The organism is Naasia lichenicola, assembly GCF_004801885.1.
Lineage (GTDB): Bacteria > Actinomycetota > Actinomycetes > Actinomycetales > Microbacteriaceae > Naasia > Naasia lichenicola.
On record NZ_SSSM01000006.1, the window covers coordinates 114,014 to 140,954 of the forward strand.

The 26,941-nt window shown below is 69.8% G+C and carries 24 protein-coding genes; 13 read left to right on the plus strand and 11 right to left on the minus strand.

Translation table 11 applies throughout. The features are described from left to right. Window positions 1-3: 3 nt before the first annotated feature. The 3 genes from E6C64_RS16750 to E6C64_RS16760 all read left to right on the plus strand — a co-directional run bounded on the left by E6C64_RS16750 (window position 4) and on the right by E6C64_RS16760 (window position 2,368). Window positions 4-603, plus strand: a complete 600-nt coding sequence (locus E6C64_RS16750) for a hypothetical protein (RefSeq protein ID WP_136428835.1) — start codon at window positions 4-6, stop codon at window positions 601-603. Next, window positions 600-923, plus strand: coding sequence for a ferredoxin (gene fdxA / locus E6C64_RS16755; RefSeq protein WP_136428836.1), 324 nt, complete (start codon window positions 600-602; stop codon window positions 921-923). Before E6C64_RS16750 ends, fdxA begins: the two co-directional genes overlap by 4 nt. 149 nt (window positions 924-1,072) lie before the next feature. Continuing rightward, the gene (locus E6C64_RS16760) at window positions 1,073-2,368 is read left to right on the plus strand and encodes a citrate synthase (RefSeq protein ID WP_233255691.1); all 1,296 of its coding nucleotides are present in this window, start codon (window positions 1,073-1,075) and stop codon (window positions 2,366-2,368) included. 677 nt (window positions 2,369-3,045) lie between these two features. On the opposite strand, the gene dapD is transcribed toward E6C64_RS16760, so the two are convergent. Continuing rightward, the gene (dapD, locus tag E6C64_RS16765) at window positions 3,046-4,014 is read right to left on the minus strand and encodes a 2,3,4,5-tetrahydropyridine-2,6-dicarboxylate N-succinyltransferase (protein WP_136428838.1); all 969 of its coding nucleotides are present in this window, start codon (window positions 4,012-4,014) and stop codon (window positions 3,046-3,048) included. 23 nt (window positions 4,015-4,037) lie between these two features. Between dapD and dapE the strand changes: the two genes are divergently transcribed. From dapE to E6C64_RS16780, 3 genes are all read left to right on the plus strand, one after another. Next, window positions 4,038-5,117: a succinyl-diaminopimelate desuccinylase gene (gene dapE, locus E6C64_RS16770; RefSeq protein WP_136428839.1), complete on the plus strand. Its 1,080-nt coding sequence runs from the start codon at window positions 4,038-4,040 to the stop codon at window positions 5,115-5,117. 32 nt (window positions 5,118-5,149) lie between these two features. After that, window positions 5,150-6,400 (plus strand): hypothetical protein, encoded by a 1,251-nt coding sequence (locus tag E6C64_RS16775; protein ID WP_136428840.1) that lies wholly within the window; start codon window positions 5,150-5,152, stop codon window positions 6,398-6,400. A gap of 125 nt (window positions 6,401-6,525) precedes the next feature. After that, window positions 6,526-6,696 (plus strand): DUF3117 domain-containing protein, encoded by a 171-nt coding sequence (locus E6C64_RS16780; RefSeq protein ID WP_136428841.1) that lies wholly within the window; start codon window positions 6,526-6,528, stop codon window positions 6,694-6,696. Between the two features lie 217 nt (window positions 6,697-6,913). Here the strand turns inward: E6C64_RS16780 and E6C64_RS16785 are convergent, their stop codons facing one another. Next, window positions 6,914-7,534, minus strand: a complete 621-nt coding sequence (locus E6C64_RS16785; protein WP_136428842.1) for an O-methyltransferase — start codon at window positions 7,532-7,534, stop codon at window positions 6,914-6,916. A 126-nt stretch (window positions 7,535-7,660) separates the two neighbouring features. On the opposite strand from E6C64_RS16785, the gene E6C64_RS16790 reads away from it, so the two are divergent. From E6C64_RS16790 to E6C64_RS16800, 3 genes are all read left to right on the plus strand, one after another. Beyond that, entirely contained in the window at window positions 7,661-8,131 is a 471-nt protein-coding gene (locus tag E6C64_RS16790) for a twin-arginine translocase TatA/TatE family subunit (RefSeq protein ID WP_136428843.1), read from the plus strand. Window positions 8,132-8,278: 147 nt separating this feature from the next. Continuing rightward, window positions 8,279-9,685: an MFS transporter gene (locus E6C64_RS16795; protein WP_136428844.1), complete on the plus strand. Its 1,407-nt coding sequence runs from the start codon at window positions 8,279-8,281 to the stop codon at window positions 9,683-9,685. Beyond that, on the plus strand, window positions 9,682-11,220 hold the full coding sequence (locus tag E6C64_RS16800) for a pyridoxal phosphate-dependent decarboxylase family protein (protein WP_332908238.1): 1,539 nt from the start codon (window positions 9,682-9,684) through the stop codon (window positions 11,218-11,220). The genes E6C64_RS16795 and E6C64_RS16800 overlap by 4 nt, the downstream gene beginning before the upstream one ends. Here the strand turns inward: E6C64_RS16800 and E6C64_RS16805 are convergent. From E6C64_RS16805 to E6C64_RS16820, 4 genes are all read right to left on the minus strand, one after another. Next, the gene (locus E6C64_RS16805; RefSeq protein WP_136428845.1) at window positions 11,214-12,143 is read right to left on the minus strand and encodes a LysR family transcriptional regulator; all 930 of its coding nucleotides are present in this window, start codon (window positions 12,141-12,143) and stop codon (window positions 11,214-11,216) included. The genes E6C64_RS16800 and E6C64_RS16805 overlap by 7 nt on opposite strands. A gap of 464 nt (window positions 12,144-12,607) precedes the next feature. Further along, a complete protein-coding gene (locus tag E6C64_RS16810) occupies window positions 12,608-13,765 on the minus strand; it encodes an Mrp/NBP35 family ATP-binding protein (RefSeq protein ID WP_269846390.1) in 1,158 nt (385 codons plus the stop codon). Between the two features lie 29 nt (window positions 13,766-13,794). Beyond that, window positions 13,795-14,394, minus strand: coding sequence for a DUF1003 domain-containing protein (locus E6C64_RS16815; protein WP_136428846.1), 600 nt, complete (start codon window positions 14,392-14,394; stop codon window positions 13,795-13,797). Then, window positions 14,378-15,730, minus strand: a complete 1,353-nt coding sequence (locus E6C64_RS16820; protein ID WP_136428847.1) for a magnesium transporter MgtE N-terminal domain-containing protein — start codon at window positions 15,728-15,730, stop codon at window positions 14,378-14,380. The genes E6C64_RS16815 and E6C64_RS16820 overlap by 17 nt, the downstream gene beginning before the upstream one ends. Before the next feature lie 187 nt (window positions 15,731-15,917). Between E6C64_RS16820 and E6C64_RS16825 the strand changes: the two genes are divergently transcribed. After that, entirely contained in the window at window positions 15,918-16,436 is a 519-nt protein-coding gene (locus E6C64_RS16825) for a YflT domain-containing protein (protein ID WP_136428848.1), read from the plus strand. A 340-nt stretch (window positions 16,437-16,776) separates the two neighbouring features. Here E6C64_RS16825 and E6C64_RS16830 read toward each other — a convergent pair whose 3' ends face one another. Both E6C64_RS16830 and E6C64_RS16835 read right to left on the minus strand, forming a co-directional pair. Then, entirely contained in the window at window positions 16,777-18,228 is a 1,452-nt protein-coding gene (locus E6C64_RS16830) for an aminopeptidase P family protein (RefSeq protein WP_136428849.1), read from the minus strand. Window positions 18,229-18,312: 84 nt separating this feature from the next. After that, window positions 18,313-19,350 carry an endonuclease/exonuclease/phosphatase family protein gene (locus E6C64_RS16835; protein WP_136428850.1) on the minus strand — a complete coding sequence of 346 codons (1,038 nt, stop codon included), beginning with the start codon at window positions 19,348-19,350 and terminating at the stop codon, window positions 18,313-18,315. A 174-nt stretch (window positions 19,351-19,524) separates the two neighbouring features. Here E6C64_RS16835 and E6C64_RS16840 point away from each other — a divergent pair, with 174 nt between their 5' ends. Beyond that, on the plus strand, window positions 19,525-20,397 hold the full coding sequence (locus tag E6C64_RS16840) for a PHP domain-containing protein (RefSeq protein WP_136428851.1): 873 nt from the start codon (window positions 19,525-19,527) through the stop codon (window positions 20,395-20,397). Between the two features lie 73 nt (window positions 20,398-20,470). Here E6C64_RS16840 and E6C64_RS16845 read toward each other — a convergent pair whose 3' ends face one another. Continuing rightward, on the minus strand, window positions 20,471-21,997 hold the full coding sequence (locus tag E6C64_RS16845; RefSeq protein ID WP_136428852.1) for a DEAD/DEAH box helicase: 1,527 nt from the start codon (window positions 21,995-21,997) through the stop codon (window positions 20,471-20,473). Between the two features lie 167 nt (window positions 21,998-22,164). Between E6C64_RS16845 and E6C64_RS16850 the strand changes: the two genes are divergently transcribed. After that, complete coding sequence (locus E6C64_RS16850; protein ID WP_233255692.1) at window positions 22,165-22,875, plus strand: ferritin-like fold-containing protein; 711 nt, start codon at window positions 22,165-22,167, stop codon at window positions 22,873-22,875. 146 nt (window positions 22,876-23,021) lie between these two features. Here E6C64_RS16850 and E6C64_RS16855 read toward each other — a convergent pair whose 3' ends face one another. Together E6C64_RS16855 and E6C64_RS16860 are read right to left on the minus strand one after the other, a co-directional pair. Next, entirely contained in the window at window positions 23,022-23,318 is a 297-nt protein-coding gene (locus E6C64_RS16855) for a hypothetical protein (RefSeq protein ID WP_136428853.1), read from the minus strand. Window positions 23,319-23,345: 27 nt separating this feature from the next. Beyond that, the gene (locus E6C64_RS16860; RefSeq protein ID WP_136428854.1) at window positions 23,346-23,570 is read right to left on the minus strand and encodes a DUF3107 domain-containing protein; all 225 of its coding nucleotides are present in this window, start codon (window positions 23,568-23,570) and stop codon (window positions 23,346-23,348) included. 226 nt (window positions 23,571-23,796) lie between these two features. On the opposite strand from E6C64_RS16860, the gene E6C64_RS16865 reads away from it, so the two are divergent. Continuing rightward, entirely contained in the window at window positions 23,797-26,940 is a 3,144-nt protein-coding gene (locus E6C64_RS16865) for an ATP-dependent helicase (protein ID WP_136428855.1), read from the plus strand. The last annotated feature ends 1 nt before the right edge of the window (window position 26,941 follow it).

The window sequence follows — 26,941 nt, forward strand, 5'->3', positions numbered from 1 at the left end:
ACTGTGACCGATCCGGACCGCCTGCCCGAGCCTGCGCGCACGTCAAGTGACGTCTCGCGCGACGGTGCCCGTGGTCATGCGCCCGAGGATGGGGTGCGCACCGGTTCGCTGAATCACTCGGAATCCGAGAACCGCGACGATCTCGACGGGCACTACCAGCCTCCGCTCGGCATGCGAATCGCCGGGATCGTCGCCTCGATCCTGCTCGGCGCGCTGACCGGAACGATCGGCACCCTGGCGCATCAGCTGACCGGCGCGATCGGATCGTTCGTGGCGCCGACGGGGCTGATCGCCGCATGCCTCGCCGTCGTCCTGCTCATCGCCGGGCTGCGCCTCGCTCTGCAGTCGCGCGTGTATGCCGCGCTCGCCGCGCTCGGAGTCGTCGCGATGGTCGCCCTGCTGGCCCTGCCGACCGCGTCGGGATCCGCGATCCTGCCCGCCAACATCCGCGGAGTGGTCTGGGCGGTCGGACCCACTCTGCTCTCCGCGATCGTGCTGGCCTGGCCGTCCGGGCTGACGTGGCGACGCGGCCGGAGTCGCTCAGGAACAGGGCACCCCGCTTCGGATGGAATACTGGGAAAGGAAGAGGAGCTCCACCAGTGACCTATGTGATCGCCCTGCCGTGTGTCGATGTCAAGGACCGGGCATGCATCGACGAGTGTCCCGTGGACTGCATCTACGAGGGCGACCGGATGCTCTACATCCACCCGGACGAGTGCGTGGACTGCGGTGCGTGCGAGCCGGCGTGCCCCGTCGAGGCGATCTACTACGAGGACGACCTGCCCAGCCAGTGGGCCGACTACTACAAGGCCAACGTCGAGTTCTTCGACGAGATCGGCTCGCCGGGCGGCGCGGCCAAGGTCGGCGTCATCCCGGGCGACCACGCCGTCATCAAGGCGCTCGCCCCCCAGGGCCCGGCCTGATCTTCGACCGCAGCCGAGTCCGTCAGCCTCCAACTGCGGAGCAGCGCGTTTGTCCGATGCGGTGGTTGTGGCACCCCTCGCCTAGGCTGTAGGTACTTCCGCTCAGCGCCATGAGCGCGGGCGTTTCGCACGACACCCGAGGAGTACCCGTGACCGATGCCGGCCCCGATAAGACCGAGCACGTCACCCTCAGCTTCCCCGGTGGATCAGCCGAGTTCCCGATCAAGCCCAGCACAGCGGGCTGGCCGAGCATCGACGTCTCGACCCTGACCCGAGCCACCGGCTACACCGCGCTCGATCAGGGCTTCGTCAACACCGCCTCCACGAAGTCGGCGATCACCTACATCGACGGCGACGCGGGAATCCTGCGCTACCGCGGCTATCCGATCGAGGAGCTGGCCAAGGGCTCGACCTACCTCGAGGTCGCGTTCCTGCTGATCTACGGCGAGCTGCCCACACCCGACCAGCTGGGCGAGTTCGACGAGAAGATCCGTCGGCACACGCTGCTGCACGAAGACCTCAAGCACTTCTTCGACGCGCTCCCGCATACCGCGCATCCGATGTCGGTGCTGTCCAGCGCGGTGTCGGCGCTATCCACGTACTACGAGGACTCGCTCAACGTGCACGACCCCGAGCAGGTCGAGATCTCGACGATCCGCCTGCTCGCCAAGCTGCCGGTGATCGCCGCCTACGCGCACAAGAAGGCGCTCGGCCAGGCGTTCCTCTACCCGGACAACTCGCTGAGCTTCGTCGACAACTTCCTCAAGCTCAACTTCGGCACCATGGCCGAGCCGTACGTGGTGAACCCGGTGCTGTCCAAGGCGCTCGACCGTCTGCTCATCCTGCACGAGGACCACGAGCAGAACGCCTCGACCTCCACGGTCCGCCTGGTGGGCTCGACCGAGGCCAACATCTTCTCCTCCATCTCCGCGGGCATCAACGCTCTCTACGGCCCGCTGCACGGCGGCGCCAACGAGGCCGTGCTCAAGATGCTCGCCGACATCCGCGACTCGGGCGAGGGCGTCGCCAAGTTCGTCGAGCGGGTGAAGAAGAAGGAGGAGGGCGTGCGCCTGATGGGCTTCGGCCACCGGGTGTACAAGAGCTACGACCCGCGCGCCAAGCTGGTCAAGGAGAGCGCCGACGAGGTGCTCGAGGCCCTCGGCGTCCAGGACGAGCTGCTCGACCTGGCCCGCGAGCTCGAGCAGATCGCGCTCGCCGACCCCTACTTCATCGAGCGCAAGCTCTACCCCAACGTCGACTTCTACACCGGCGTCATCTACAAGGCGATGGGCTTCCCGACCCGGATGTTCACCGTCCTGTTCGCGATCGGTCGCCTGCCCGGCTGGATCGCGCACTGGCGCGAGATGAACGCCGACCCGGCCACCAAGATCGGCCGCCCGCAGCAGCTCTACATCGGCCCGCCGGAACGCCACCTCGACAGATAATCGCCGATCAGCCACCACGTCGGTGGTCGAGTAGCGAGCGCCAGCGAGCGTATCGAGGCCTGTTGCCGCGTTCCAGCTGCGGCACGTAGCGAGGCCATTTTCGGTGGTCGAGTAGGGCCGCCAGGCCCGTATCGAGGCCCGCTGCCACGTTGTGGCTTCGGCAACCGGTCTCGAGACGGCCGTGAACGGCCTCCTCGACCAACGAGGAATGGTCGAGTAGCCGTTCGAGTTTCGTTGGTCGAGGAGCGCCGTCTGCGGCGCGTCTCGAGACCGGCCGATCTAGGTAGGGATGCGGCAGCGGGCCTCGATACGGGCGCGGGGCGCCCTACTCGACCAACGGAGTTCGCTTCCACGTCGGTGGTCGAGTAGCGAGCGCCAGCGAGCGTATCGAGGCCTGTTGCCGCGTTCTAGTTGCGGCAACCGGTTTCGAGACGGGCGCGGGGCGCCCTACTCGACCAACGGAGTTCGCTCCCACGTCGGTGGTCGCGTAGCGCCGTCTGCGAGCGTATCGAGGCCTGTTGCCGCGTTCCAGTTGCGGCAACCGGTCTCGAGACGGCCGTGAACGGCCTCCTCGACCATCGAGAGGGAGCGCTTCCGGCCGAATCTCGTTGGTCGAGGAGCGCCGTCTGCGGCGCGTCTCGAGACCGGCCGACCAACGGGGTTAGCGATCTCGCGACCTACGTGTGGAGGTCGGTGTTGAGGGTGATGCCCGTGCCGGTGCGCGAGACGGCCTCGACGCCACCCATCATCGAGTTGCGGCGGAAGAGGAGGTTGGGCAGTCCCGAGAGCTCGCGGGCCTTGACGATACGTGGCTCGCCGCTGTCTCCGACCGATCCGACCAGGTGCACCTTGGTCCCGGCGGTCACGTAGAGCCCGGCTTCCACCACGGAGTCGTCGCCGATCGAGATGCCGATTCCCGCGTTCGCGCCGAGCAGCGCGCGCTCGCCGATGGTCACCCGCGCCGTGCCGCCGCCCGACAGGGTGCCCATGATCGATGCGCCGCCGCCGATGTCGGAGCCGTCGCCGACCACGACGCCCTGGCTGATCCGACCCTCCACCATGGAGGTGCCGAGCGTGCCCGCGTTGAAGTTGACGAAGCCCTCGTGCATGACGACGGTCCCCGGCGCCAGGTGCGCGCCGAGACGAACCCGAGAGGCGTCGGCGATCCGCACGCGCGGCGGGCTGACGTAGTCGGTCAGCCGCGGGAACTTGTCGATCGCCTGAATCTGGATGCTGTGGCGACGCAGCGATGGGCGGAGGCGCTCAGCGTCGTCCGGGTGCATCGGGCCGGCGGAGGTCCAGGCCACGTTCGGCAGCTGGGCGAAGATGCCGTCCAGGTTGAGCTCGTTCGGGCGGACGAGCAGATGCGACAGCAGGTGCAGGCGCAGATAGGCGTCCGATGTCGATGCCGGCGGACGATCGAGATCGATCTCGGTGGTGACCGCGCTCGTCGTGACCTCGCGGCGCGGGTCCGCGATCAGGTGCTCTTCGAGATCGGACGGCACGATCCAGCGATCGCGCCCAGCGGGGAAGGGGCCGAGAGCCGGCCGTGGGTACCAGGTGTCGAGCACCGTTCCGTCACGCGCGATCGTGGCGAGGCCGTATCCCCACGCCAGCCGCGCATCTCTGGGAGAGGCAGGGTTCATGCGACCAGGCTAGCGTTGAGGCCATGCCGCTCGATCTCACCGCATCGTCGATCGACCTCACCCGCGCGATCTGCGACATCGACTCCGTCATCGACAACGAGGGGCCGCTCGCCGACCTCATCGAGCAGAGCGTCGTGGGCCTGGATCACCTCGAGGTGCAGCGCTTCGGCGACACCATCGTGGCGCGCACCAACCTCGGTCGCGCGCAGCGAGTGGTCATCGCGGGGCACATCGACACCGTGCCGCTCAACGGCAATCTCACGAGCCGGTTCGAGACTCTCGACGGAGTTGACTACCTCTGGGGCCGAGGAACCGTCGACATGAAGGCGGGCGTCGCGGTGCAGCTCAAGCTCGCCGCGGAGCTCTCGGAGCCCATCGTCGACGTGACCTGGATCTGGTACGACCACGAGGAGGTGTCGGAGGCCAAGAACGGCCTCAACCGCCTCTCCCAGTCGAACCCCGAGCTGCTGAAGGGCGACTTCGCGATCCTCGGGGAGCCCACCCGATCCGAGATCGAGGGCGGGTGCAACGGCAACCTCCGCGCCGAGATCCGAACCCGCGGACTGCGGGCGCACTCGGCCCGTGCCTGGGTCGGCGACAACGCCATCCACAAGGCGGCACCGATCCTCGACCTGCTGGCGGCCTACGAGCCGCGCACCGTCGAGGTCGACGGTCTCGAGTACCGCGAAGGACTCAACGCTGTCGGCATCACGGGCGGGGTGGCCGGCAACGTCATCCCCGATGAGTGCATGGTGCACATCAACTACCGCTTCGCGCCCAGCCGCAGCGGCGACGAGGCGATCGCGCACATGCACGAGCTGTTCGGCGAGCTCGGCGAGATAGAGATCGTGGACCTCGCGGTCGGCGCGCGCCCCGGCCTCGACGCTCCTATCGCGCAGGGCTTCGTCGCGGCCGTGGGGGGCGTCCCGATGCCCAAGTACGGCTGGACCGACGTGGCGCGGTTCTCGCGGCTCGGAGTCCCGGCCGTCAACTACGGGCCCGGCGACCCGCTCAAGGCCCATGCCGACGACGAGCGCGTCGCGCTCCAGCAGATCACCGACTGCGAGAACGGGCTGCGCGCCTGGCTGACCGCCACCGACTGAAGCCCGAACACACCACCTCCACGAGCACGCGGATGACGATCCACGAACCGGCGACCGATCTCGCTCCTCGGCGGGATCCGCTCCACCCTGTGCTCCACCGCGTGCTGCACCCGGCCGGCTGGCCCCCGTGGCTGCAGGTCGTGGCGATCTTCGCCTGCGCCCGGCTGATCACCACGGCGGCGCTGCTGATCCTCGGGGGAACGCTCACAGCTCAGTCACGCGGGGGAGTGGACCCCGAGTTCTTCGACTACAGCGCCATCTGGGACGGCGACTGGTACCGGATCATCTCCTACTACGGCTATCCGGCTCAGCTTCCGGTGGACCTGAGCGGAGCGGTCCGGCAGAACCCGTGGGCCTTCATGCCGGTCTACCCCTTCCTGGTGCGCGCGCTCGTGACCATCACCGGTCTGCGCTGGTCGGTCGCCGCGGTCGGCGTCTCGCTCGCCTTCGGCTTCGGCGCCGCCCTCGTGATCTATCGGATCATGCGGCTGCGCCTTCCGCACGCGTCGGCCCTGTTCAGCGTCCTGCTGTTCTCGATCGGGCCGGCCAGCTTCATCCTGCAGATGGCCTACGCCGAATCCATGCAGCTGTTCCTGCTGGCGCTCGCCCTGCTGCTGCTCATCCAGCGCAGATGGGCGCCGCTCTTCCCCGTCGTCGCCGTGATGGCGCTGACCCGGCCCACCGGCCTCGCCTTCGCACTCGCGCTCGGCTGCTACTGGATCGTCCGCTACCTCCGACGCCGATCGGATCCGTTCCCGCGCCGGACCATGCTGGTCACCGGCGGGCTCGTGCTCTACAGCCTGGCGATGGGACTGGCCTGGCCCGCGATCGCCTGGGCGGTCACCGGATCGCTGCACGCCTACACGGATACCGAGCTCGCCTGGCGCTCGGGCTGGATCGGACAGGACGAGCTCCAGCTGTTCACTCCCTGGTTCGCGGCCGCCGCGATGTGGTTCGCCAACCCGGGTGGGCCGGTGGTCGTGGTGGTGGTCGTGGCCCTCGTGGCCGCCTTCGCCCTGTCGTTCGCCCTGCCCTCGGTGCGCGCCCTCGCGATAGAGCTCCGGCTCTGGCTCGCCAGCTACGGCCTGTACCTGCTCGCCGTGTTCTTCCCGCAGACCTCGCTCGTGCGGCTGCTGGTGCCGATGTTCCCGTTCGTCGGCGCCCTGGCCGCGCCGCGCTCCCGGGCATATCGGATCGGCATCGTCGTGCTGCTGCAGGGGCTGCAGCTGCTCTGGCTGTCGGTGACGTGGGGTCCGATCCAGGCCTACTGGACCACCCCATGAGCCAGGATCGGGCGCTGTGCGACGCAAAGGATGCGGCCTCGACAACGGCCCCGCAACCCCTCGTTTTTGAGGAACTCTATGAGGTACGGGATAATAGGTGCCTACACCTTGGAAAGGGGTTATCGATGGCCGCGATGAAGCCGAGGACCGGTGACGGACCAATGGAGGCCGTCAAGGAGGGTCGACTCATCATCGTGCGCGTGCCGCTCGAAGGTGGCGGTCGTCTCGTCGTGTCGGTGAACGACGCAGAAGCCCGAGAGCTGCACGCAGCACTCGGCGCTGTCGTCGGCGCCTGACGCTCCGAAAAGACGCCCCGAGAGAAGCCGCAGCACACCCGAACCGCTCACCGAACAGCCCAGCCCGGACCGACATCGTCGGACGTCAGCTGGGCTGTTCTGCGCCCCCGCGCCTCTGAATGTGTACGTTCCGGCCGGATGTGCACGAGATTCCGCGCACGCGGTGCCGGTTTCGTGCACATGGAACCGGAGCACAGGTGCGGAACACGAACGAGGATCAGGGGCGGATCAGCTGCAGCAGGCCGGCGCCTGCGGGGGAGATGACGCTGAGCACTCCGGGAGTGGCGCCGATCTCGTCGAGCATCGACCGGAACGCGCTGGCGTCGAGGGGACTGACGTCCTCGCCGATCGCGTGATCCACCGCGTTGCCGACCACGACCATGCCGCCGCGCCGGACGAGCCGCAGGCCGTGCTCGACGTACTCGATCGCACTCCCTGCGTCCGCGTCGATGAAGACCAGGTCGTAGGACTCCTCGTTCATCCGAGGGAGCACATCGAGCGCTCGTCCGGAGATGAGCCGGATGCGCCCGACCCCGAAGCCCGCCTCGGTGAACATCTGGCGCGCGGCGAGGTGGTGGTCGGGCTCGTTGTCGATGGATGTCAGCTGCGCCTGGGGCGAGCCGAGCAGCAGCCACAGTCCTGAGACGCCGGCGCCCGTGCCGATCTCGATGATGGTCTTCGCCCGGAGGGACGCGGACAGCAGGGCGAGCTGCGCGCCCACCGCCGGCGAGACGGGATCGATGCCCAGCTCGATCGAGAAGTGCCGGGCGGTCGCGATGTTCTCCGGCTCGACGACGTACTGCTCGGCGAACGCACGGGAATCATCGATCGGAGACATCGGCTCAAGACTATGGGGGACGCGGCCGCCCGCCCGATCGAGGATCGTCCGCTTTGGGGGCTCGCGCACAGGAACTGCGGAGCCGATCAGGGGCAATGCTCCGAGCGGCTGGACTAGTGTTGCCCCATGTTCGGGCTGACCTTCGAGAAGCTGCTGCTCATCGGAGTGGTCGCTGTGCTCCTCGTCGGCCCCGATCGCCTGCCCCGCTATGCGGCTCAGCTCGCCCACCTCGTCCGCAATCTGCGGGGGATGGCCGATGGCGCGAAGAGCCGCATGCGCGAGGAGATGGGTCCCGAGTTCGACGAGGTCGACTGGAAGAAGCTCGATCCGCGGCAGTACGATCCGCGCCGGATCATCCGTGAGGCGCTGATCGACGACACGCCCGTCGTCCGCAAGCCCGTCTCGTCGACGACTCCGCCGGGAGCGACAGCTGCGGGAGGCGCCGCGGCTGCTTCGGTGCCCGGTGCGCCCGCCGGCGAGGCGTCAGCAGATCCGCCTGCGCCGTTCGTCCGTTCATCGAGCGCTCCCAAGCCCTACATCCCGAAGGCGAAGCCTGCTGCCCCCGAGGTGGCGCCATTCGACACGGAGGCCACCTGACCCTCGGGTCGCCCTTGCACGCGCATCCGCCCTCCGTCATGCGGGCTTCGGGCTGATGCGGGGATCGAAGGGGCTGAGACCGCCGGATCTCGGCGTGGGTGCGCCGTCGGCATCCGAGGCGTGACCGGCGGCCAATACACTGCGGAAATGACGAGCACATCACCTGCCCGCTCCGAGGTCGGGGGACTCCACCGGCGGACGGTCGCCGGATACGCGATCGGCTCGCTGGGAACGGGCGGATTCAGCACCCTCCCAGGGCTCGTCCTCGTCTACTACCTCACGGACACGCTCGCGGTCCCTGCGCTCGCCGCGGGCATCCTGGTCGGCGCAGCCAAGATCTGGGACGTCCTCATCGACCCGGTCATCGGCGGATCGAGCGATCGCGACCTTCTCCGCACAGGCTCGCGCCGTCGCGGCATGATCCTCGGGGCGATCGCGCTGCCGTTCCTGTTCGCGCTCACCTTCGCCGTGCCGGACGGCTTCTCGCCGACGGCATCGGGGGTGTGGGTGCTCGTCGCGTTCGTGCTCACGGCCACCGCTTTCAGCCTGTTCCAGGTGCCCTACATCGCATTGCCCGCCGAGCTGGCGGACGGCTACGACCAGCGCACGCGGCTGCTCACCTGGCGCGTCGTGGTGCTCACCTTCGCGATCCTGCTCTTCGGCGCGGGCGGACCCGCGCTGCGCTCGCTCGGAGCGGATGAGCGCCAGGGCTACCTCCTCATGGCGGTCATCGCCGGCGTCGTCCTGGCGGTGGGGATGCTGCTCTCCATCGCGGTCGTGCCTCGCACCGGGCGACGAGCCGCTCCTGCGGTCGACCGGAGCGCGCGTCGCGCGCTGATCATCGAGGGCTACCGCGCCGGGCTCGGCGCTCTGCGCCGCAGCCAGCCGTTCCGCGCGCTCCTGCTCACCTTCGCGCTGCAGGCGCTGGCGACGGGCATGATGCTCGCCGGCGCGCAGTACGTGGCGACCTGGGTGCTCCGCTCCGAAGACGCGGTCACGTTCCTCTTCCTCGCCCTCATCGCTCCCGCGCTGGTCTTCACGCCGGTCTGGGGCGTGGTCGCCCGACGGATCGGCAAGGAGCGCGGCTTCGCCATCGCCAGCGTGATCTTCGGCATCGCCGCGCTCAGCCTCCTCGGCCTCGCCTGGGCACCGGGGGACTGGGCGTACCTGCCCGTCGCCGTCGCGGGCGCCGCCTACGCGGGGATGCAGTCCCTGCCGATGGCGATGCTGCCCGATGTCATCTCGTCCGACGCGACCGCTCACGGCAACGGCTCCGCCGGGGCGTTCGGCGGCGTGTGGACGGCCGGGGAGACCACGGGCGCCGCGCTCGGAGCGACCGTGCTGACGCTCGGGCTCGCGGCATCCGGATATGTCGAGTCGGCCGCAGGCCAGAACGTCGTCCAGTCGCCGGGAGCGATCCTCGGCATCGTGGTCACGTTCAGCGTCGTTCCGGCGGTGCTGATCGCGGTGAGCCTGCTGGCGCTCCGCCGTTATCGGGTCCGGCGTGCGGACATCGACCAGGCTGCCATTCCGGTCGCGGAGGGCATCGGATGAGCGTCGAGGTCGACGACGTGACGAGAGATGGAGACGCGATGGACAGCACCGGGCTGAGCGGCGATTCCGAGAGCAGGCCCAGCGCCGATGCGATCCTGGCGCGGCTGTCCGAGCTGCGCGCGGGCGATGCTCCGACCCACGGCGGGCACGTGCTCAGCTACGTCTACGACTCGGGGCTGGCCGAGCTCGACGAGCTCGCCGGTGCGGCCATCGCGGCCATGCAGCCGGTCAACGGACTGGACCCGACCACCTTCGGATCGGTCGCCGTGCTCGAGCGCGAGGTCATCGACTTCATGCGCGACCTCCTAGGAGCCGGCCCGACCGCCGACGCCGCCGATGATCAGGGCGACCGAGAGGTCGTGGGATCGGTGACCACCGGAGGCACGGAGAGCTGCCTGCTGGCGGTGAAGACGGCGCGGGACCTCTGGCGGCTGGGAGGTGGCTCGGGCACGCCTCGACTCGTCGCCCCGGTGACCGTGCATGCCGCGTTCCAGAAGGCCGCGCATTACTTCGGACTCGATCTCGACCTCGTCCCGGTCGATCCCGCAACGGGCAGCTGCGAGCCGTCCGCCATCATCGGGCGGCTCGGCGCCGACGTCGCCCTGGTTGTCATCTCTGCTCCGTCCTATCCCTTCGCCGCACTCGACCCCGTCGAGCAGGTCGCGGCCGCCGCCGCCGACGCGGGCATCTCCTGCCACGTCGATGCCTGCATCGGCGGACTCGCCCTGCCGTTCCTGCCCGATCTGCCCCCGTGGGACTTCCGGGTGCGGGGTGTGACGAGCATCTCCGCCGACCTGCACAAGTACGGCTACGCGCCGAAGGGCGCCAGCGTGCTGCTGCACCGAGGACGCGGCCGTCTCGGGGCGCAGTACTTCGCCACCACCCGCTGGCCCGGATATCCCGTCGTCAATCCGACGATGCTCGGATCGCGCTCCGCCGGCCCGCTCGCGGCGGCCTGGGCGATCCTCCATCGTCTCGGTCGGGATGGGCTCGCGCGCCTCGCCGAGGACACGATGGCGTCGACGCGCGAGCTGCTGGCCGTCGTCGAGCGGATCGACGGACTGCGGGTCATCGGTTCGCCGGTCGGCCCGCTGTTCGCCGTCGCGAGCGACCCCCGGGCGGACCAGGGACGGCAGGTCGATCCGCATCACTGGGCGGATGAGCTGCGGGCGCTGGGCTGGCTCGTGCAGCTGCAGCCGTCTCTGAGGCAGGGGGAGGAGATCCTGCCGCACACCACCCACCTCACGGTGACCCCGGTCACCTCGCGCATCCTGCCCGAGCTCTCGGCCGCGATGGTCCTCGCGGCCGATCGGGTGCGCGGCATCCCCGCCGTCGATCCGCTGGCCGCGATGGCCGCGCTGGGCGGAGATCCGGCAGCCGTCGTCGACGGCCCGCTGCCCGAGCGGATGGCTCCGCTGATCGCGCTGATCGGCGCGCTGCCCGCCGAGACGTCGGAGGGGCTGCTCACCGAGCTGCTGGCCAGGTTGGCCAACCCGACCCGACCATCAGCGGATCCGGTCCTGCCGGGTCAGTAGTCGATGACGTAGGCGGCCGCGCCGCCCTGCAGGATTCGCTCCGCTTCGGCGCGGAGCGTCGCGACGAGCAGCTGCACCGACGGGCGCTCGGCATGGTCGGGTCGCATGAGCACGCAGATGTGCCGTTCGGCGACGACGCCGACGAGGGGCCGCAGCTCGATCGACGGCGAGAGTACCGCCGTGAAGCGCGGCAGGATGGCCACGCCGTGGCCCGACGCCACGAGTGCCTCGGTGATGCGGGTGTCGCTGAAGCGCTGGACGACGCGAGGAGGCTCCTCGGAGATCCGCTCGAGTTCGACGAGCACCTGCTGGAACGGGAAGTCGAGCGGGACTCCGATCCATGACTGCCCGATGAGATCGGTCGGGGTCACGTAGGAGTGCCCGGCAAGAGGGTGGCCGAGGGGGAGCGCGACGTCGAGGGGCTCGATCATCAGCTCGACGACCGTGAGTCCGCTCTCGCGCCATGCGCGGGCGCCGTTGGGCGAGTGGGCGAGCACGAGGTCGTAGTCGTTCGTGAGCGCGGCGAAGCCGGCCAGGTTCGGATCGCGATCGCTCGCCGTGAGGGTGAGCCCCGGTACGGCCGCGACGGCGTCGATGAGTCCGGGGAGGAACATCTGTCCACCCGTCGGGAAGGTGGCGAGAGTGACGTTGCCGGCGGGTGCCTCGACGTAGGCGTTCCAGAGAGACTCGGCGCGGGAGATGGCGACCGCGATGTCGGTCGCGGTCCGAGCGAGCGCGCGACCCGCTTCGGTGAGCTGGATCCCGCGGCCCTTGCGCTCGGTGAGCGCGAAGCCGATCTCCTGCTCGAGCACCTTGAGCTGCTGCGACACGGCCGATGGCGTGCGATGGGTGGCGATGGCCACCGCGGCGACGGAACCGCGTTCGGACAGCTCACGCAATAGCTCGAGGCGGCGGACATCCATGGCCTGATGGTACAACTCGGTAGCGCGTCTACACAATGACGGCAGTTTTATTCGCTTGTGCTAAATCCACTGAGGGTGTTTCCTGAAGGTACGCACCAGAAGGCGCGCCAACCGCGAGGGAAAGGAATCCAGATGTTCGCGGCAATCATTCTCATCGTTCTCCTCTCCGCAGCGGCGCTAGCCTCCGCGGTCGGCACCGTCCAGTCGGTGGCCCGTGACGGCTACCGCGCGGTTCCGCCCCGCTTCTGAGCGAAGAGCGTCAGGAGGCCCCGTTGCGTCGCAGCGGGGCCTTCGTCATTCCGCGAGCGCAGCGCCGTCGGGATCGGCGTACCGGATAGCGGAGCAGGCGTACCGATCAGCGGACTTCAGGCCGATTGCGGGCGGTTCGGAGCCGAATCCGTCCTCGAGTCCGCTGATGCGTACGGGCTCGGTGCGCGTCGGGACAGAACCAGAGAACTACAGGCTCAGCGGACGGCGACGGGGAGGCTGCGTCCGGCAAGGCTGCGGCTGCGGGTGGCGAGCTGGGCGGCGATGGTCAGGATGGCAGCCGCCGCAGGATCTTCAGGTGACCCGAGCACGATCGGCAGGCCGGTGTCGCCGCCCTCGCGCAGGGCGATGCTGAGCGGGATCGAGCCCAGCAGCGGGACTGTCTCGTCCTGTCCGGCGGAGAGCCGCTTCGCCGTCTCGACGCCGCCACCGCGACCGAAGATGTCGAGGGTGCTTCCGTCTGCCTGGAGCAGCCCGCTCATGTTCTCGATGACCCCGAGGATGCGCTGGCCGGTCTGGCGCGCCACGATGCCCGAGCGCTCGGCGACATCCGCCGCGGCCGGCTGCGGGGTGGTCACGACGATGACCTCGGCGTGGGGGAGCAGCTGTCCGACGGAGATCGCGATGTCCCCGGTTCCGGGCGGGAGGTCGAGCAGGAGCACGTCGAGGTCGCCGAAGAACACATCGGTGAGGAACTGCGCCACGGTGCGGTGCAGCATCGGCCCGCGCCACGCGACGGCCGTGCCGCGCTGCTCGGCGGTGAGGAACATCCCGATCGAGATCGCCTTCACCCCGTAGGCCACGGGCGGCAGGATGAGGTCGCCGACCTTGGTCGGGGTGGCGTCGGCGGGGATGCCGAGCAGCCCGGGGATCGAGAATCCATGCACATCCGCATCGACGAGTCCCACGCGCAGACCGCGGGCCGCGAGGGCGACGGCGAGGTTCGCGGTGACGGTCGACTTGCCCACGCCGCCCTTGCCGCTCGTGATGGCGTAGACCCGGGTCAGCGAGTCGGGGCCGAAGCGCGAGCCCGAGACCCGCGAGCCCCGCAGCTGCGCGGTGAGCGCCTTGCGCTGCTCCGGGGACATCACCGAGACGGCGACCTCGACGTCGGTCACTCCGTCGACCGCGAGGGTCGCGGCGCGCACGTCGCCCTCGATCCGATCGGCGGCCGGGCATCCGACGATGGTCAGCTTGATCGCGACCTTGGCCAGGCCGGTGGCCGCGTCCATCTTGACCCCGTCCACCATGCCGAGGTCCATGATCGGCTTGCGGATCTCCGGATCGATGACCGAGCGCAGCGAGAGGATGATCTTGTTGGCGAGAACCGCTTCCGGGTCGTCTGCGGGAAGCACGCGGTCCTCGAGGATGTCGATGTCGTCGCTCACGCGGTCCTCGATCCCTTGGCGACCCGATCGCCGGTCCGCTGGTCGCCGCCGCGGTCGGCACGCTCGTCGCCCGATCCGCTGTCGCGCTTCTCGAGGTCCTCGAGGAGTGAGCGCAGCTCGGCGCGGATGAAGTCCTTCGACGCCATGTCCTTGACCAGCAGCCGCAGCGCGACGACCTCGCGGGCGAGGTACTCGGTGTCGGAGAGATTGCGCTCCGAGCGCTGGCGGTCCTGCTCGATCTGCACGCGCTCGCGGTCGTCCTGACGGTTCTGGGCGAGCAGGATGAGCGGGGCCGCGTAGGACGCCTGCAGCGACAGCACGAGGGTCAGCGCGGTGAATCCGAGCGCCGCGTCGTCGAATCGCACGCGATCCGGCGCGAAGGAGTTGAAGGCGATCCAGGCGATGCAGAAGAGGGTGAGGCCGAGCAGGAACCAGGGCGTGCCCATCGCGCGGGCGATGAACTCGGTGAAGCGGCCGAAGCGATCGCGGCTCGGACGGTTGCTGCGCGAGCCGAGCATCGACGTGCGCAGGCCCTTGGGGGCGTCCAGACGCGGACCGCGGCTGCTGCGGGAACGGGTATCAGTCGGTCGTGCCATTTCCGAACCTCCTCGCCCTGCCGGTCCTCGTCTTGATGGGAATGCTGGATGTCGCCGTGGTCACGGTGCGACGCACCGCGGCTGCACGCTTGTGCGCCCGTGTCGACTCGCTGCTGCGCCAGTCGTCGGGCAGCAGATGATCGAGCACATCGTCGATCGTCACCACGCCGACGAGCCGGTGATTGTGATCGACGACGGGAACGCTGACGAGGTTGTAGCTCGCGAGGATGCGCGTGACCTCCGCCGCGGGAGTGTCGGTGGTGACGGGGTCGAGGCTCTGATCGATCAGGGTGCCGAGGCGCTCGTGCGGCGGGTAGCGGAGCATCCGCTGGAAGTGCACCATGCCGAGGAACCGGCCCGTCGGCGGCTCGTAGGGCGGCAGCGTCACGCAGACGGCGGCGCCGAGAGCCGGCGCGAGCTCGTGCCGACGGATCAGGGCGAGCCCCTCGGCGACGGTCGCATCGGCCGACAGGATGATCGGCTCGGGCGTCATGAGACCGCCCGCAGTGTCGGGCTCGTACTCGAGGAGGCGACGGACATCGTCGGCTTCCTCGGGCTGCATGAGCTCGAGCAGCGCCTCGCCGCGCTCATCCGACAGCTGAGCGATCAGGTCGGCGGCGTCGTCGGGCTGCATTGCATCGAGCACGTCGGCGGCACGGTCGTCATCGAGGGTGCCGAGGATGTTGACCTGCTGGTGCTCGGGCATCTCCTCGAGCACGTCGGCGAGGCGCTCGTCGGGCAGCTCCTCGGCCACTTCGAGCATGCGGGCCTGCGGCAGGTCGAGCAGGGTGTTCGCGAGGTCGGCCGGCTTCATGTCCGAGTAGGTCGCGATCAGCTGGCTGGCCGACTGGCTCTCGCCGAGCTTCACCCGCTCGCGGACATCGCTCCACTGCACGAAGACGGTCGGACCCTTGCCGAACGGGCTGGCGCCGGTCTTCGGCTTGCGCACGAAGAGCTGGCCGACCTCCCATTCGCCGAGGCCGGACTCCTCGATGGCGACGTCCTCGATGGTCGCCTCGCCGGAGCCGTCGGCGAGCACGACGCGGCGGCCGAGCATCTCGGCGATCACGCGGGTCTCGCTGGCGCGCTGCTCGAAGCGGCGGACGTTGATGAGGCCGGTCGTGATGATCTGGCCGGAGCCGATGCTGGTGACCCGACCGATGGAGACGAACACGCGACGGCGGCCGGGGATCTCGACGACGAGTCCCACCACCTGAGGCGGGTCGGCGCGTCGATAGACCACGACCACGTCCCTGACCTTGCCCAGACGATCACCCTGCGGGTCGAATACGGTGCAGCCGACGAGTCGTGCGACGAAGACTCGAGGCGCACTCATGGGGTCAAATCTACTCGCCTGGTCCGGGGTGACAGTGAGAACAGCAGGAGATCCGCCGGGCGGTGGCCCGCGCTCGGCCTGTGCGCGGCCTGCATGCGGCCTGCCTGGGACGCGCGTTCGGCTCGGACAGGGTCCGTTCAGAGCTCTCAGACGGGCGAATCAGGCGGTCATCAGCGAGAATGAGGGCATGTCGAACCCGTCGCCCCTCTTCCGCCGTCGCCCGCCCGCCGAGCCCGTGCTGCCCCGCGGCGAAGAGGTCGTCAAGTACGAGACCTACGGGCAGGCGCAGCAGGCCGTCGACGCGCTCGTGCGCCTCGACTTCGACGTCAAGGACGTCGCCATCATCGGCAACGACCTGAAGAGCGTCGAGCGCGTAACAGGCAAGCTGACCTGGGGTCGCGTCGCCGGCGCGGGTGCCATCTCGGGCCTCTGGCTCGGCCTGTTCTTCGGCGTGCTGCTCATCTTCTTCAGCCCGGACGCCAACTACGGCTTCATCGCCGGCGCCGCGCTGATCGGCGCCGCCTTCGGCATGCTGTTCGCGATCGCCAGCTATGCGCTGACCCGCCGGATCCGTGACTTCACCTCGACCCGCGAGGTCATCGCGACGAGCTACTCGCTCCTGGTGAAGACCGAGACCGCCGGCCGCGCCCGGTCGCTGCTCAACGTGGACCAGCCGCTGCCCGTCGCGGAGATCCCAGGGGAGTAGGCGACTCGTCTCGTTCACGTTTGGGGCGGGTCCGCGTGAGCGGTGAATGGCTGGCTGCTCCTGCCGATGTGACCTGCATGGCTGGCTTCAGGCGCGCGAGTCAGCCATTTGCGTCACGTCGATGGTCGCCCGCTGCGACATGACGCGGACGGCGGGTGTTCGGCCGGTGACCTGACCCGAATGGCGAGTGCATGGCGCGGGAACCCACCATTCGGGTCAGGTCACGGCGGAGGCTGCTGGGAGTCCTCGACCCAGGTGTGAGCTGCCCAGTTCTGCCGCCCGGAACGCGTCCCAGGCGGCAGAACTGGGCAGTTCGCGGACACGAGGTTCCGGGGGGGGGCTAGCCGCGGAGACGGGCGATCCAGGCCTCGACGTCGTCTGCTGAGCGCGCGATGCCGACGGACAGGTTCTCCGCGCCCGATTCGGTGACGAGGATGTCGTCCTCGATCCGCACTCCGATCCCACGGAACTCCTCGGGCACGGTCAGGTCGTCGGGCTGGAAGTAGAGGCCGGGCTCGATCGTGAACACCATCCCGGCCTTCAGCTCGCCCTGGCGATACAGCTCACGACGGGCCTTCGCGCAGTCGTGCACGTCGATGCCGAGGTGGTGGCTCGTGCCATGCACCATGTAGCGGCGGTGCTGCTGGTTCTCGGGCGTGAGCGCCTCCTCGGCGGACACGGGCAGCAGGCCCCACTCGGCCGTCTTGCGAGCGATGACCTTCATCGCCTCGTCGTGGATCTCGTGGAACCGGATGCCCGGCCGCACGATCGCGAACGCCGCGTCCGCCGCCTCACGGACGGCCTCGTACACCTCGCGCTGCACCGGCGTGAAGCGGCCGGCGATCGGCAGCGTGCGGGTGATGTCGGCGGTGTACAGGCTCGGCAGCTCGATGCCGGCATCCATCAGCATGAGATCCCCGGGCACGACGGGGCCGTCGTTGCGGGTCCAGTGCAGGATGCAGGCGTGCGGGCCGGACGCCGCGATCGTGTCGTAGCCGACGGCGTTGCCGTCGCTGCGCGCCCGCGTGTAGAACACGCCCTCCACGATGCGCTCGCCGGAAGCGTGCCGGGTGGCGCGATCGAGGTCGCGCAGCACATCGTCGAAGCCGCGGGCAGTCGCGTCGATCGCCAGCCTCATCTGCTCGATCTCGTACTCGTCCTTGACCAGTCGGTATTCACTCAGGGCCTGACCGAGCTCAGGGGAGGTGGCGGAGTCGAGCTCCTCGCCGTCGAGTTCGAGATCGGACAGCGGAAGGGTCGTGAGGCCGAGCTCGGCGGCGACCTGGTCGATCGTCGGGCGCGGTCCGATCCAGAACTCGCCGACCGCGGAGTTCGCGTAGAACTCGTCCGAGTCGCGGCCGGCCGCGGGCCGGAAGTACAGGGTCGAGGTGTGGGCGTCGCCCGCGGGCTCGAGCACCAGGACGGCGCCGGGCTCGCTGTCCGCGCCCCAGCCGGTGAGCCAGGAGAACCCGGAATCCGCTCGGAAGGGGTAGTCGGTGTCGTTGGAGCGCACCTTCGGCTCTCCGGCGCGGATGACGAGTCGCTGTCCGGGGAAGTCGGCGGACAGCCGACGCCGTCGCTCGGCGGCGTAGGGTGCCGCATCCCGCGCGGGCGGCAGCACGATGGCCCGATCCGCCCATCCGCTGCCGATGTACTCGGCGAACGAGTCAGGGAAGGCGGCCGCGCGGTTCGTGGTCGCGGCGAGGGTCGCCTGCTCCGCCGAGGGCTCGGAGGGCTCCGCGCTCTCGTCGAGCTCGGGCTGGGACAGCTGCGCGGCGGCGTCGTCGTTCATTCGTCCATTCTGCCTCGCAGGAGCTGAGCAGAGGAGGACGGAGCGGAGGGCTATCGGGAAGTGCGGTCCAGCGGGAAGTGGGCGCTATCCGGGAGTGAGCTGCGCGAGGATCGGGCGGTGGTCGCTGCCTGCGCCGTCCTGATCCTGGATGACCCGGAACCCGGTGACCCTCCAGTCGGGCGTCATGAGCACATGATCGATGGGTGTGCCGAGCAGCGGCGGGATGGACGTGGGCCAGCTGCCGACAGCCGCATTGCCGGATTGCGCCGCCGCATCGCGACAGTGGCCCAGCACCGTGTCCGAGGCGAGGACCGTGCCGTCGTCGGCGACGACATCCGCGTCGAAGCCCGTGAAGTGGTCGAGGGTGGAGTTGAAGTCACCGGCGATGATCGCGTCGGCGCCTCCGCACTGCGAGGCGATCCAGGCGAGATCGGACCTCCAGTCCGCGAAGTTGCCGCTGGTCGGCGCCACGGCGTGCACGGCGACGATCAGCGGCCCGCCGCTCGTCGGGACGGCCACCACGCTCGGCAGCACCGCGGTGTTCGAGGAGTTGTCGCTGATCACGTACGAGCCGAGATTCTGGCTGATCAGCAGCGAGGTCGAGCGAGCCTTCGACACCTGATCGAAGGCGATCGTGTACGCGATCAGGGGGTTGCCCGCCGCCTGCGCTCGTCGGGCGACCTCGTCCGCCGTCGCCTTCGTCGTCTCGGGCAGCGTGACGATGTCGGGGGAGGTGCGCAGCACGAGGTCGGCGATCGCATCCACCCCTGGCGCATCGCCGAGCGTGTTCCAGCTCAGCACGGTGACGTCGCTCTCGGTCGCGGTCTGGAACCCGGCGCTGCCGAATCCGCGCGTGGCGAGCACCGCGGTGTTCAGCGCGCCGAAGACGAGGAGCATCACGGCGAGGCTGGCCAGGAACCGGCGCCCGGCCCGGATCAGCAGGGCCAGCACGGTGGAGAGGACCGCCGCGACCACCGCCACGACGATGCAGACGGCACGCAGCGAGACGAGCTGCGCGACGCCGAAGGTGCGCTGCAGGCCGAAGAACTGCGGCCAGAGCAGCACGAAGAGCAGGCCGGCGACCGCGAGGACCACGAGGGCGGCGAACGCACGGCGGAACACGCGAGAACAGTAACCGAGCCGCGGGCTCGGTTCCCGAGGGCGCGCAGTCGTCGGCCGGCTCGGGCGCGGAGGATGCAGCGGAGACCGGGCGGCCGAGTGCGCCCGACGTGCCCGTGCATCGGTGATCCAACGGCCTGCGACGAGGCGCAACCGGGAACGACGTAGCATGAGCGGATGCGCGTGCCAGGCCCCATCGACCTGCACACGCACTCTTCGGTCTCCGACGGCACCGAGACGCCGGCGGAGCTGATCGCAGCGGCCGCCGCTGCGGGCATCGGCACCGTCGCGCTCACCGATCATGACTCGACCGCCGGCTGGGCCGAGGCCTCAGAAGCGGCAGAGCGAACAGGCGTCGGCCTGCTCCCTGGCATGGAGCTCAGCACCCGCCGCGGCTGGGCGAGCATCCACATGCTCGGCTACCTCTTCGATCCGGCGGACGAGGCGCTGCTGGCCGAGACCACGCGCATCCGCACCGATCGCCTCTCCCGAGCCGAGACCATGGTCGATCGGATCGCCCAGGACTACGAGCTCGAGTGGGCCGATGTGGTCGCTCAGACCACACCCGGCGCGACGGTCGGCCGTCCGCACATCGCCGATGCGCTGGTCGCGCGCGGGCACTCGCGAGATCGCGGCGAGGCCTTCGCGACGATCCTGCACTGGCGCGCGGGCTACTACGAGCCGCATTATGCGCCGGAGCCCCTGGAAGGCGTGCGGCTGATCCGCGCGGCCGGGGGAGTCCCCGTCATCGCGCACCCCGCCGTCAGCCGGGACAGGCTCCCGCCCGTCGACTACCTCGCCGAGCTCGTCGACGCAGGGCTCTTCGGCGTCGAGGCGCGGCACCGCGACAACAGTCCCGACGGCGTCCGTGAGCTGCTGCGGTTGGCTGACCACTTCGGGCTGCAGATCACGGGGTCGAGCGACTATCACGGCACCGGCAAGCACAACCGGCTCGGGGAGAACACCACCGATCCGGAGGTCGCGGAGATGATCATCGCCGAGGCCACCGGCTGGAAGCCCGTCCTGCCCGAGCAGTCCACGCGCACCTGAACGATGAACTGCCCAGTTCTGCCGCCTGGAGGTGTCTCCGAGCGGCAGAACTGGGCAGTTCGAGGTATCGCTGCTACGCGGTAGGGGTGGTGCGGGGACCGCGGCGGCGCCGACGGCGCTGGCGCGGGGCGCCGCTGCCGTCGTGGGTACCGGAGCCCGGAGCGTGTTCGGCGTGCGCGTCGACAGCCGCCGTGCTCGCGGGAGCGGACTGCGAGGTCGAACCGGCATGGTTCGTCGAGCCGCCAGCCGATCCGCCGCTCGATCCGCCGGAACCACCCGATCCGCCGCGTCCGCGACGACGGGGGCCGCGCGAGGAGCGGTCGGCGGCTGCATCGGCGCCGGATCCCGCCGAACCCGCGTCGCCGTCTGAGCCGTCGTCGTGCATGTGCTCACGGACGGCCTGCTGGACGGGGGGCGGGGGAGCGATCCGCCCGCGTGCGCCTGCGGGGATGTTCAGATCGGTGAAGAGGTGCGGCGACGAGGAGTAGGTCTCGGTCGGCTCGGGCTGCCCGAAGTCGAGCCCGCGGTTGATGAGCGCCCACTTGTGCAGGTCGTCCCAGTCGACGAACGTCACGGCGATGCCGGTCTTGCCCGCGCGGCCGGTGCGGCCAGCGCGGTGCAGGTAGGTGTCGGGGTCATCCGGGATCGTGTGGTTGATGACGTGCGTCACATCGTCGACATCGATTCCGCGCGCGGCGACGTCGGTGGCGATGAGGACGTCCTTCTTGCCTGCCTTGAACGCGGCCATGGCGCGCTCGCGCTGCTCCTGGCTGAGGTCTCCGTGCACGGCGGCGGTGTTGAAGCCGCGATCGCCGAGCTCCTCGACCAGCTTGGCCGCCGCCCGCTTGGTGCGGGTGAAGATGACGGTCTTGCCGCGGCCCTCGGCCTGGAGGATGCGGGCGACGACCTCGTCCTTGTCGAGCGAGTGCGCGCGGTAGATGAGGTGCTTGATGTTGGCCTGGGTCAGGCCCTCGTCGGGATCGGTGGCGCGGATGTGCACGGGACGGTTCATGAACCGGCGGGCGAGCGCCACGATCGGGCCCGGCATCGTGGCGGAGAACAGCATGGTGTGCCGAGTCGGCGGGGTCTGCGCGAAGAGCTTCTCGATGTCGCTGAGGAAGCCGAGGTCGAGCATCTTGTCGGCCTCGTCGAGCACCATCTCGCGAACCTCCTTGAGGTTCAGCAGGCGCTGGCCGGCGAGGTCGAGCAGGCGGCCGGGGGTGCCGACGACGATCTGGGCACCCGCCTTGATCTGCTCGATCTGACCCTCGTACGCCTTGCCGCCGTAGATCGACACGATCTTGGTGCCGCGGTTGGCGACGGCGTCCTCGAGGTCCTGGGTCACCTGGACGCAGAGCTCGCGGGTCGGCACGACCACGAGGGCCTGCACGCCGGGGCCGGGCTCGAGGCCCAGCCGCTGGATGATCGGGAGGCCGAAGCCGAAGGTCTTGCCGGTACCGGTCTTGGCCTGGCCGATGATGTCCTGACCCGAGAGGGCGAGGGGGATCACCTGCTGCTGGATCGGGAAAGGCTCGAGGATGTTCTTGCTTGCGAGGGCGTCGACGATATCGGTGTCGACCCCGAGTTCACGGAAAGTCACGGAGGTTTGAGCGCCTGTCTGATAGTCGCGCCCTCTGAGACTGGGGCGCATTCCCTTCCGGATAGAGCACGGAAGTCCCCAGCAGTCTAACGGCTGGGGCTGACGATGAGGCCCGCTCAGATGCCGTTCGTCAGGAGCGGACGCGCCGCGCACCCTAAACTCGACGTGTGATCGCGTGGTTCGGACGGCACGGCGACGGAGCCGAGCATCGCCCCAGAGGGCGCGGCCGCGAACCGCAGCGCGTCGAGCGCGTCGGCCTCGACGATCTGACGCCCGATCCGATCGCTGTGCTCGGGCAGGCCGCCTACCTCCAGCTGGGGCACTTCGAGGCGCTCTCACGCGCCGCATCCACCGCCCCGACCCTCGAGGCGAAGGGCAGCCTCTCGGCGGCCGCCGGCAAGGTGCTGGCCAAGCACTCGGCCATCATCGCGGAGCTCGACTCCCGTGGAGCCGACTCGTCGGCCGCCATGTCCGTCCACACCGCAGCGATCGACAGGTACTTCGAGATGGTGCAGGGCGCCGACTGGTACGAGGACCTCGCCAGCATCTACTTCACCAGCGGCCTGCTCGACGACTTCTTCGGCCGCATCACCGGGAACCTCGACGGCGGCGCCAAGATCAGCGCCAGCATCTCGTCGGACGCGGGCTCCGAGGACATCGTCCAGCTGCTCGCCGACGGCATGTCGAAGGATCCGCGACTCGCCTCGCGACTGGCGGTCTGGGGACGCAGACTGGTCGGCGACACCCTGCTGATGGCGCGGTCGGCGCTGCCGCACCCGGTCAACCCGCCCGCCGGCGAGGCCAGGATCGAGCCGGTGCTCACCGAGCTGATGGCGGATCACACCCGCCGGATGGATCGGCTCGGGCTCACCGCCTAGCTCCTGTCACGGATCCGGAGATCTCTCGCCGATCCGGAGGTGACCCCATGCACAGCGCTGATCGGTCCTGACGCACCGCCGATGACCCCCGATCGACGCACGCTTCCGGATCCGTGCAACTTCTCCGGATCCGTGCAACGCTGGAATCAGACGGCTCGCGAGCTCAGCTCTGCGAAGCGCTCGTCGTCGTGGCGCACTCGACTCCGGCTCACCAGGATGCAGGAGACGACAGTGCCCACGATCGTCGCGGCTGCGGTGATCAGCCAGATCACGGGCTCGTCGTAGGCGAGGCCGACCCAGGTGAGCGCCACCCAGATCACCGAGGCGAGAACGCCTCCGACGGCGGGGATCAGCGCCGCGCCCTTCGCGGTGCGCTGGGGGAGCGCGTAGTACGCGATCACGCCGACAAGCAGGCCGCCGAGTGCGACGAACAGCAGTTCCATGCCCGGAGTCCGAGTGCTCGGCTGGGCTCAGGCCACGAAGCCGACGCGACGCGTCTTCTCGCTGCCGACCTCGATGAACGCGAAGGTGGCGGTGGGGACGATGTAGACCTTGCCGGCGTCGTCGGTCAGCTTGATGAAGGGAGCGGCTCCGGACAAGGCGTCGGAGACGGCCTGCTCGATCTCGGTCGCGGTCGAGGCCGTCTCGAAGCTGAGCTCGCGTGCGCTGTTCTGGATGCCGATGCGGATTTCCAACGGGGTGCCCTTCGTCGTAGCGGAGCCGGAGGCGGACAGACGCCGCTCCTCGACTTCGACGCCCAGACTACGACACCCGCATTCGCCCTCCGGCGGCCTTTCGCTCACGGCAGATCCCGCATCGCCTGGGCGGGCGGACGTCGCTCGCGCGCATCTGCGATCGGATCCGAGCCGCTTTCGGCGACTCGCCGACCGGGTGTCGGACGCCGGAACTAGCGTGGTGGCGATGTCCCTCGAACTGCGCCCGCCCCGCCCCGCTCTCGCGGATGCCGTGCAGCTCGATCCCTCCCAGCGTGCGGTCCTCCGACTGCCCGACGCCATGTCGGCAGCGGTCATCGGCGCTCCCGGATCGGGCAAGACCACCGCGCTCGTCGAGCTGGTCGCGCAGCACCTCCTCGAGCGGGACTGGGCATCCACCGACCTGCTCGTGCTCGCGGCGTCCCGGCAGTCGGCGACCGCTCTGCGCGATCGCCTCGGTCTGCGGGTAGGCATCCCCACCACCGGCCCTCTCGCGCGCACGATCGTCTCGGCCGCCTACTCCATCGCCCGATCCGAGGCGCTGCGGATGGGACGGGAAGCACCTCGCCTGCTGACTGGAGGCGAACAGGACGCCATCGTGGCCGACCTCCTCGAGGGCAACGAAGCAGACGGCACGGGTCCGGTCTGGCCGCCGACGCTCCCCGCCGAGGTGCGCGCGCTGCCTGCCTTCCGTACCGAGCTGCGCGAGCTGATCGGCCGCACCACCGAGCTGGCGATGACGACCCCCGAGCTCGCACGCCTGGGTCGCGCCCACGATCATCCGGAATGGGTCGCCGCTGCCGAGTTCGTCGCCCAGTACCAGGATGTGCTCGACCAGGCCCGCGAGACCTCCCTCGACTCCGCCGATCTGCTCGCCGAGGCGACTGCCGCCATACTCGCCGGCCACGAGTCGTCCATCCCGCGCCTGGTGGTGGTCGACGACGGCCACGAGCTGACGAGCGCCGGCGTCGGTCTGCTGCGTGCATGGGCCTCGCGCGGCGCGCGGGTGATCGTGTTCGGCGACCCCGACGTCTCCAGCACCGGGTTCCGGGGTGCTCAGCCCGGCTTCCTCTCCGACCTGGGGGAGCATCTCGGACTCGGAGACCTGCCGACCCTCGTGCTGCGTCAGGTGCATCGCCACGACGCCACCCTGCGCAGCCTCGTCCAGGAGACCACCCGGCTGATCGGGTCGGTCGGTCTCGTCGCGCATCGCGAGGCGTCCAGCGTGCCGGTGGGCGGTGTCGCGGGCGCCTCGGCTGCCGTCGCGCCGTCGGTGCCGGCGTCCGATTCGGTGCAGCGGATCAGCGCGGGGACAGGGGCTGATGAAGTCCGCCAGATCGCCCGGCTCCTGCGCGAGCAGCACGTCCTGCAGGGCGTGCCGTGGCACCGGATGGCGGTGGTCGTGCGGTCGGGGCGCTCGATCCCGACCATCACCCGCGGGCTCGCCGTCCACGAGGTGCCGAGCCGCGCGTCGCTCGCGAGCAGGCCCCTTCGGGAGCAGTGGGCACCCCGGCACCTGATGACCCTGGTGGCCGTCGGAAGCGGCCTGCTCCCCGCCACCGCAGAGCGCCTCACCGAGCTGCTGCTCGGTCCGTTCGGCGGACTGGACGGCGTCTCGCTGCGCAGGCTCCGTCTCGCGCTCCGTCACGTCGAACTCGCGGACGGCGGCAGCCGATCCGCCGACGCGCTGCTCGAAGAGGCGATGGCGACCGAAGACGGCTTCGCCGGGCTCGACCTCGCGGCCGCCCGGTCCGCCGGCCGGCTGGCGGGTTCGATCGCGCGGCTGCGCGCCGCGACCGAGGCGGAGGACACGATCGAGGAGCTCCTCTGGCTCGCCTGGGATCGCAGCGGCCTCGCCCGCACCTGGGAGCAGCAGTCCCGCCGCACCGGTGTCCTCGGCGACGAGGCCGACCATCACCTCGACGGCGTGGTCGCGCTGTTCACCGCTGCGCGCAACTACGTGGAGCGCTCGCCTCATCGCACTCCGACCGAGTTCCTCGCCGAGCAGCTCGAGACCGACGTGCCCGACGACAGCCTCGCTCCGCGTTCGACCTCCGATTCGGTGATCGTCTGCACCCCGACCGCGGTCATCGGTGCGGAGTTCGACGTCGTGGTGGTCGCCGGGGTGCAGGAGGGGGTCTGGCCGAACCTCCGCCTGCGCGGATCGCTGCTGCACCCGCAGGCCCTGGTCGATGTCGCCGCCGGTCTGCCGATCATCGACCTCGACGAGCGCCGTGCCGTGCTGAACGACGAGCTGCGGATGTTCGCGCTCGCCGTCTCACGCGCCACCCGACTGCTCGTCGTGAGCGCCGTGATGAGCGCCGACGAGCAGCCGTCGGCGTTCACGCGGCTGGTCGAGAAGGCGCCGCTGCGCGTGCCTGCCCCGTACCCCCTGTCCCTGCGGGGCATGGTTGGCTCGCTCCGCCGGGAGCTGGTGGCGGATCCGACATCGCGTGCCTCATACGCGCTGGCCCGTCTCGCTCAGGAGGGCGTCGCCGGCGCCGACCCCGCCAGCTGGTATGGGCTCGAGCCGATCAGCTCCACCGCGCCGCTGGTCGATCTCGCCGCCGAAGGCGCTGTCGTGCGCGTCTCGCCCTCCCAGCTCGAGAAGTGGGAGAAGGTGCCGCTCAACTGGTTCCTCGATGCCATGGCGGCATCGCCGTCCGGGCTCGCCGCCAACCTCGGCACCGTGCTGCATTCCGCGATGGAGGAGTTCTCGCTCGATCCCGACGCCGATGTGAGCGTTCCGGCGCTCGTCGCAGCCATCGAGGAGCGCTGGAGCGAGCTCGAGTTCGAGTCGGAGTGGCTCGAGACCGCGCAGCGTGCCAAGACCCAGCGCCTGATCGAGGGCATCTCGCAGTACCTCGTGGACTTCCGCGACAGCGGCAGCGAGCTGCTCGGCGCCGAGACCCGCTTCGAGCTCGCGATCGGCGGCGCTCTGCTCTCGGGCACGATCGATCGGATCGAACGCGATCGAGAGGGCCGGGTGCAGATCGTCGACCTGAAGACGGGTGCGACCAAGCCCGCCGCGGCCGACCTGCCCGACCACGCCCAGCTCGGCGCCTACCAGCTCGCGGCGCAGGCGGGTGTCCTCGACGTGATCCCCGCCGGTGCCGAGCAGGCGGGAGCCAAGCTGCTCTTCGTCTCGTCTCCTCAGGCCGGCCGGATGTACTGGCAGGGCGTCCAGGGCGCGTACGACGACGAGGCCGTCGAGCGGTTCCGAGCGCGGATCGCGGCGGCGGCAGCAGGCATGGCGGCCGACAGCTTCCCCGGCACCGAGGTGGTGGGGGACCGTCATCCGCTCGCCGAGTACGCGAAGCGCATCCATCTGCTGGGGGAGGTCAGCTCGTGAG

Bases quoted from the DNA above. Each gene is read 5' to 3' on its own strand.
- E6C64_RS16785 (WP_136428842.1), bottom strand. From the start codon at position 7,534: ATGTCTCCGATCGATGATTCCCGTGCGTTCGCCGAGCAGTACGTCGTC.
- E6C64_RS16780 (WP_136428841.1), top strand. From the start codon at position 6,526: ATGGCCGCGATGAAGCCGAGGACCGGTGACGGACCAATGGAGGCCGTC.
- E6C64_RS16795 (WP_136428844.1), top strand. From the start codon at position 8,279: ATGACGAGCACATCACCTGCCCGCTCCGAGGTCGGGGGACTCCACCGG.
- E6C64_RS16865 (WP_136428855.1), top strand. From the start codon at position 23,797: ATGTCCCTCGAACTGCGCCCGCCCCGCCCCGCTCTCGCGGATGCCGTG.
- E6C64_RS16790 (WP_136428843.1), top strand. From the start codon at position 7,661: ATGTTCGGGCTGACCTTCGAGAAGCTGCTGCTCATCGGAGTGGTCGCT.
- E6C64_RS16805 (WP_136428845.1), bottom strand. From the start codon at position 12,143: ATGGATGTCCGCCGCCTCGAGCTATTGCGTGAGCTGTCCGAACGCGGT.
- E6C64_RS16775 (WP_136428840.1), top strand. From the start codon at position 5,150: ATGACGATCCACGAACCGGCGACCGATCTCGCTCCTCGGCGGGATCCG.
- dapE (WP_136428839.1), top strand. From the start codon at position 4,038: ATGCCGCTCGATCTCACCGCATCGTCGATCGACCTCACCCGCGCGATC.
- E6C64_RS16820 (WP_136428847.1), bottom strand. From the start codon at position 15,730: ATGAGTGCGCCTCGAGTCTTCGTCGCACGACTCGTCGGCTGCACCGTA.
- E6C64_RS16825 (WP_136428848.1), top strand. From the start codon at position 15,918: ATGTCGAACCCGTCGCCCCTCTTCCGCCGTCGCCCGCCCGCCGAGCCC.
- E6C64_RS16830 (WP_136428849.1), bottom strand. From the start codon at position 18,228: ATGAACGACGACGCCGCCGCGCAGCTGTCCCAGCCCGAGCTCGACGAG.
- E6C64_RS16815 (WP_136428846.1), bottom strand. From the start codon at position 14,394: ATGGCACGACCGACTGATACCCGTTCCCGCAGCAGCCGCGGTCCGCGT.
- E6C64_RS16855 (WP_136428853.1), bottom strand. From the start codon at position 23,318: ATGGAACTGCTGTTCGTCGCACTCGGCGGCCTGCTTGTCGGCGTGATC.
- E6C64_RS16840 (WP_136428851.1), top strand. From the start codon at position 19,525: ATGCGCGTGCCAGGCCCCATCGACCTGCACACGCACTCTTCGGTCTCC.
- E6C64_RS16800 (WP_332908238.1), top strand. From the start codon at position 9,682: ATGAGCGTCGAGGTCGACGACGTGACGAGAGATGGAGACGCGATGGAC.
- dapD (WP_136428838.1), bottom strand. From the start codon at position 4,014: ATGAACCCTGCCTCTCCCAGAGATGCGCGGCTGGCGTGGGGATACGGC.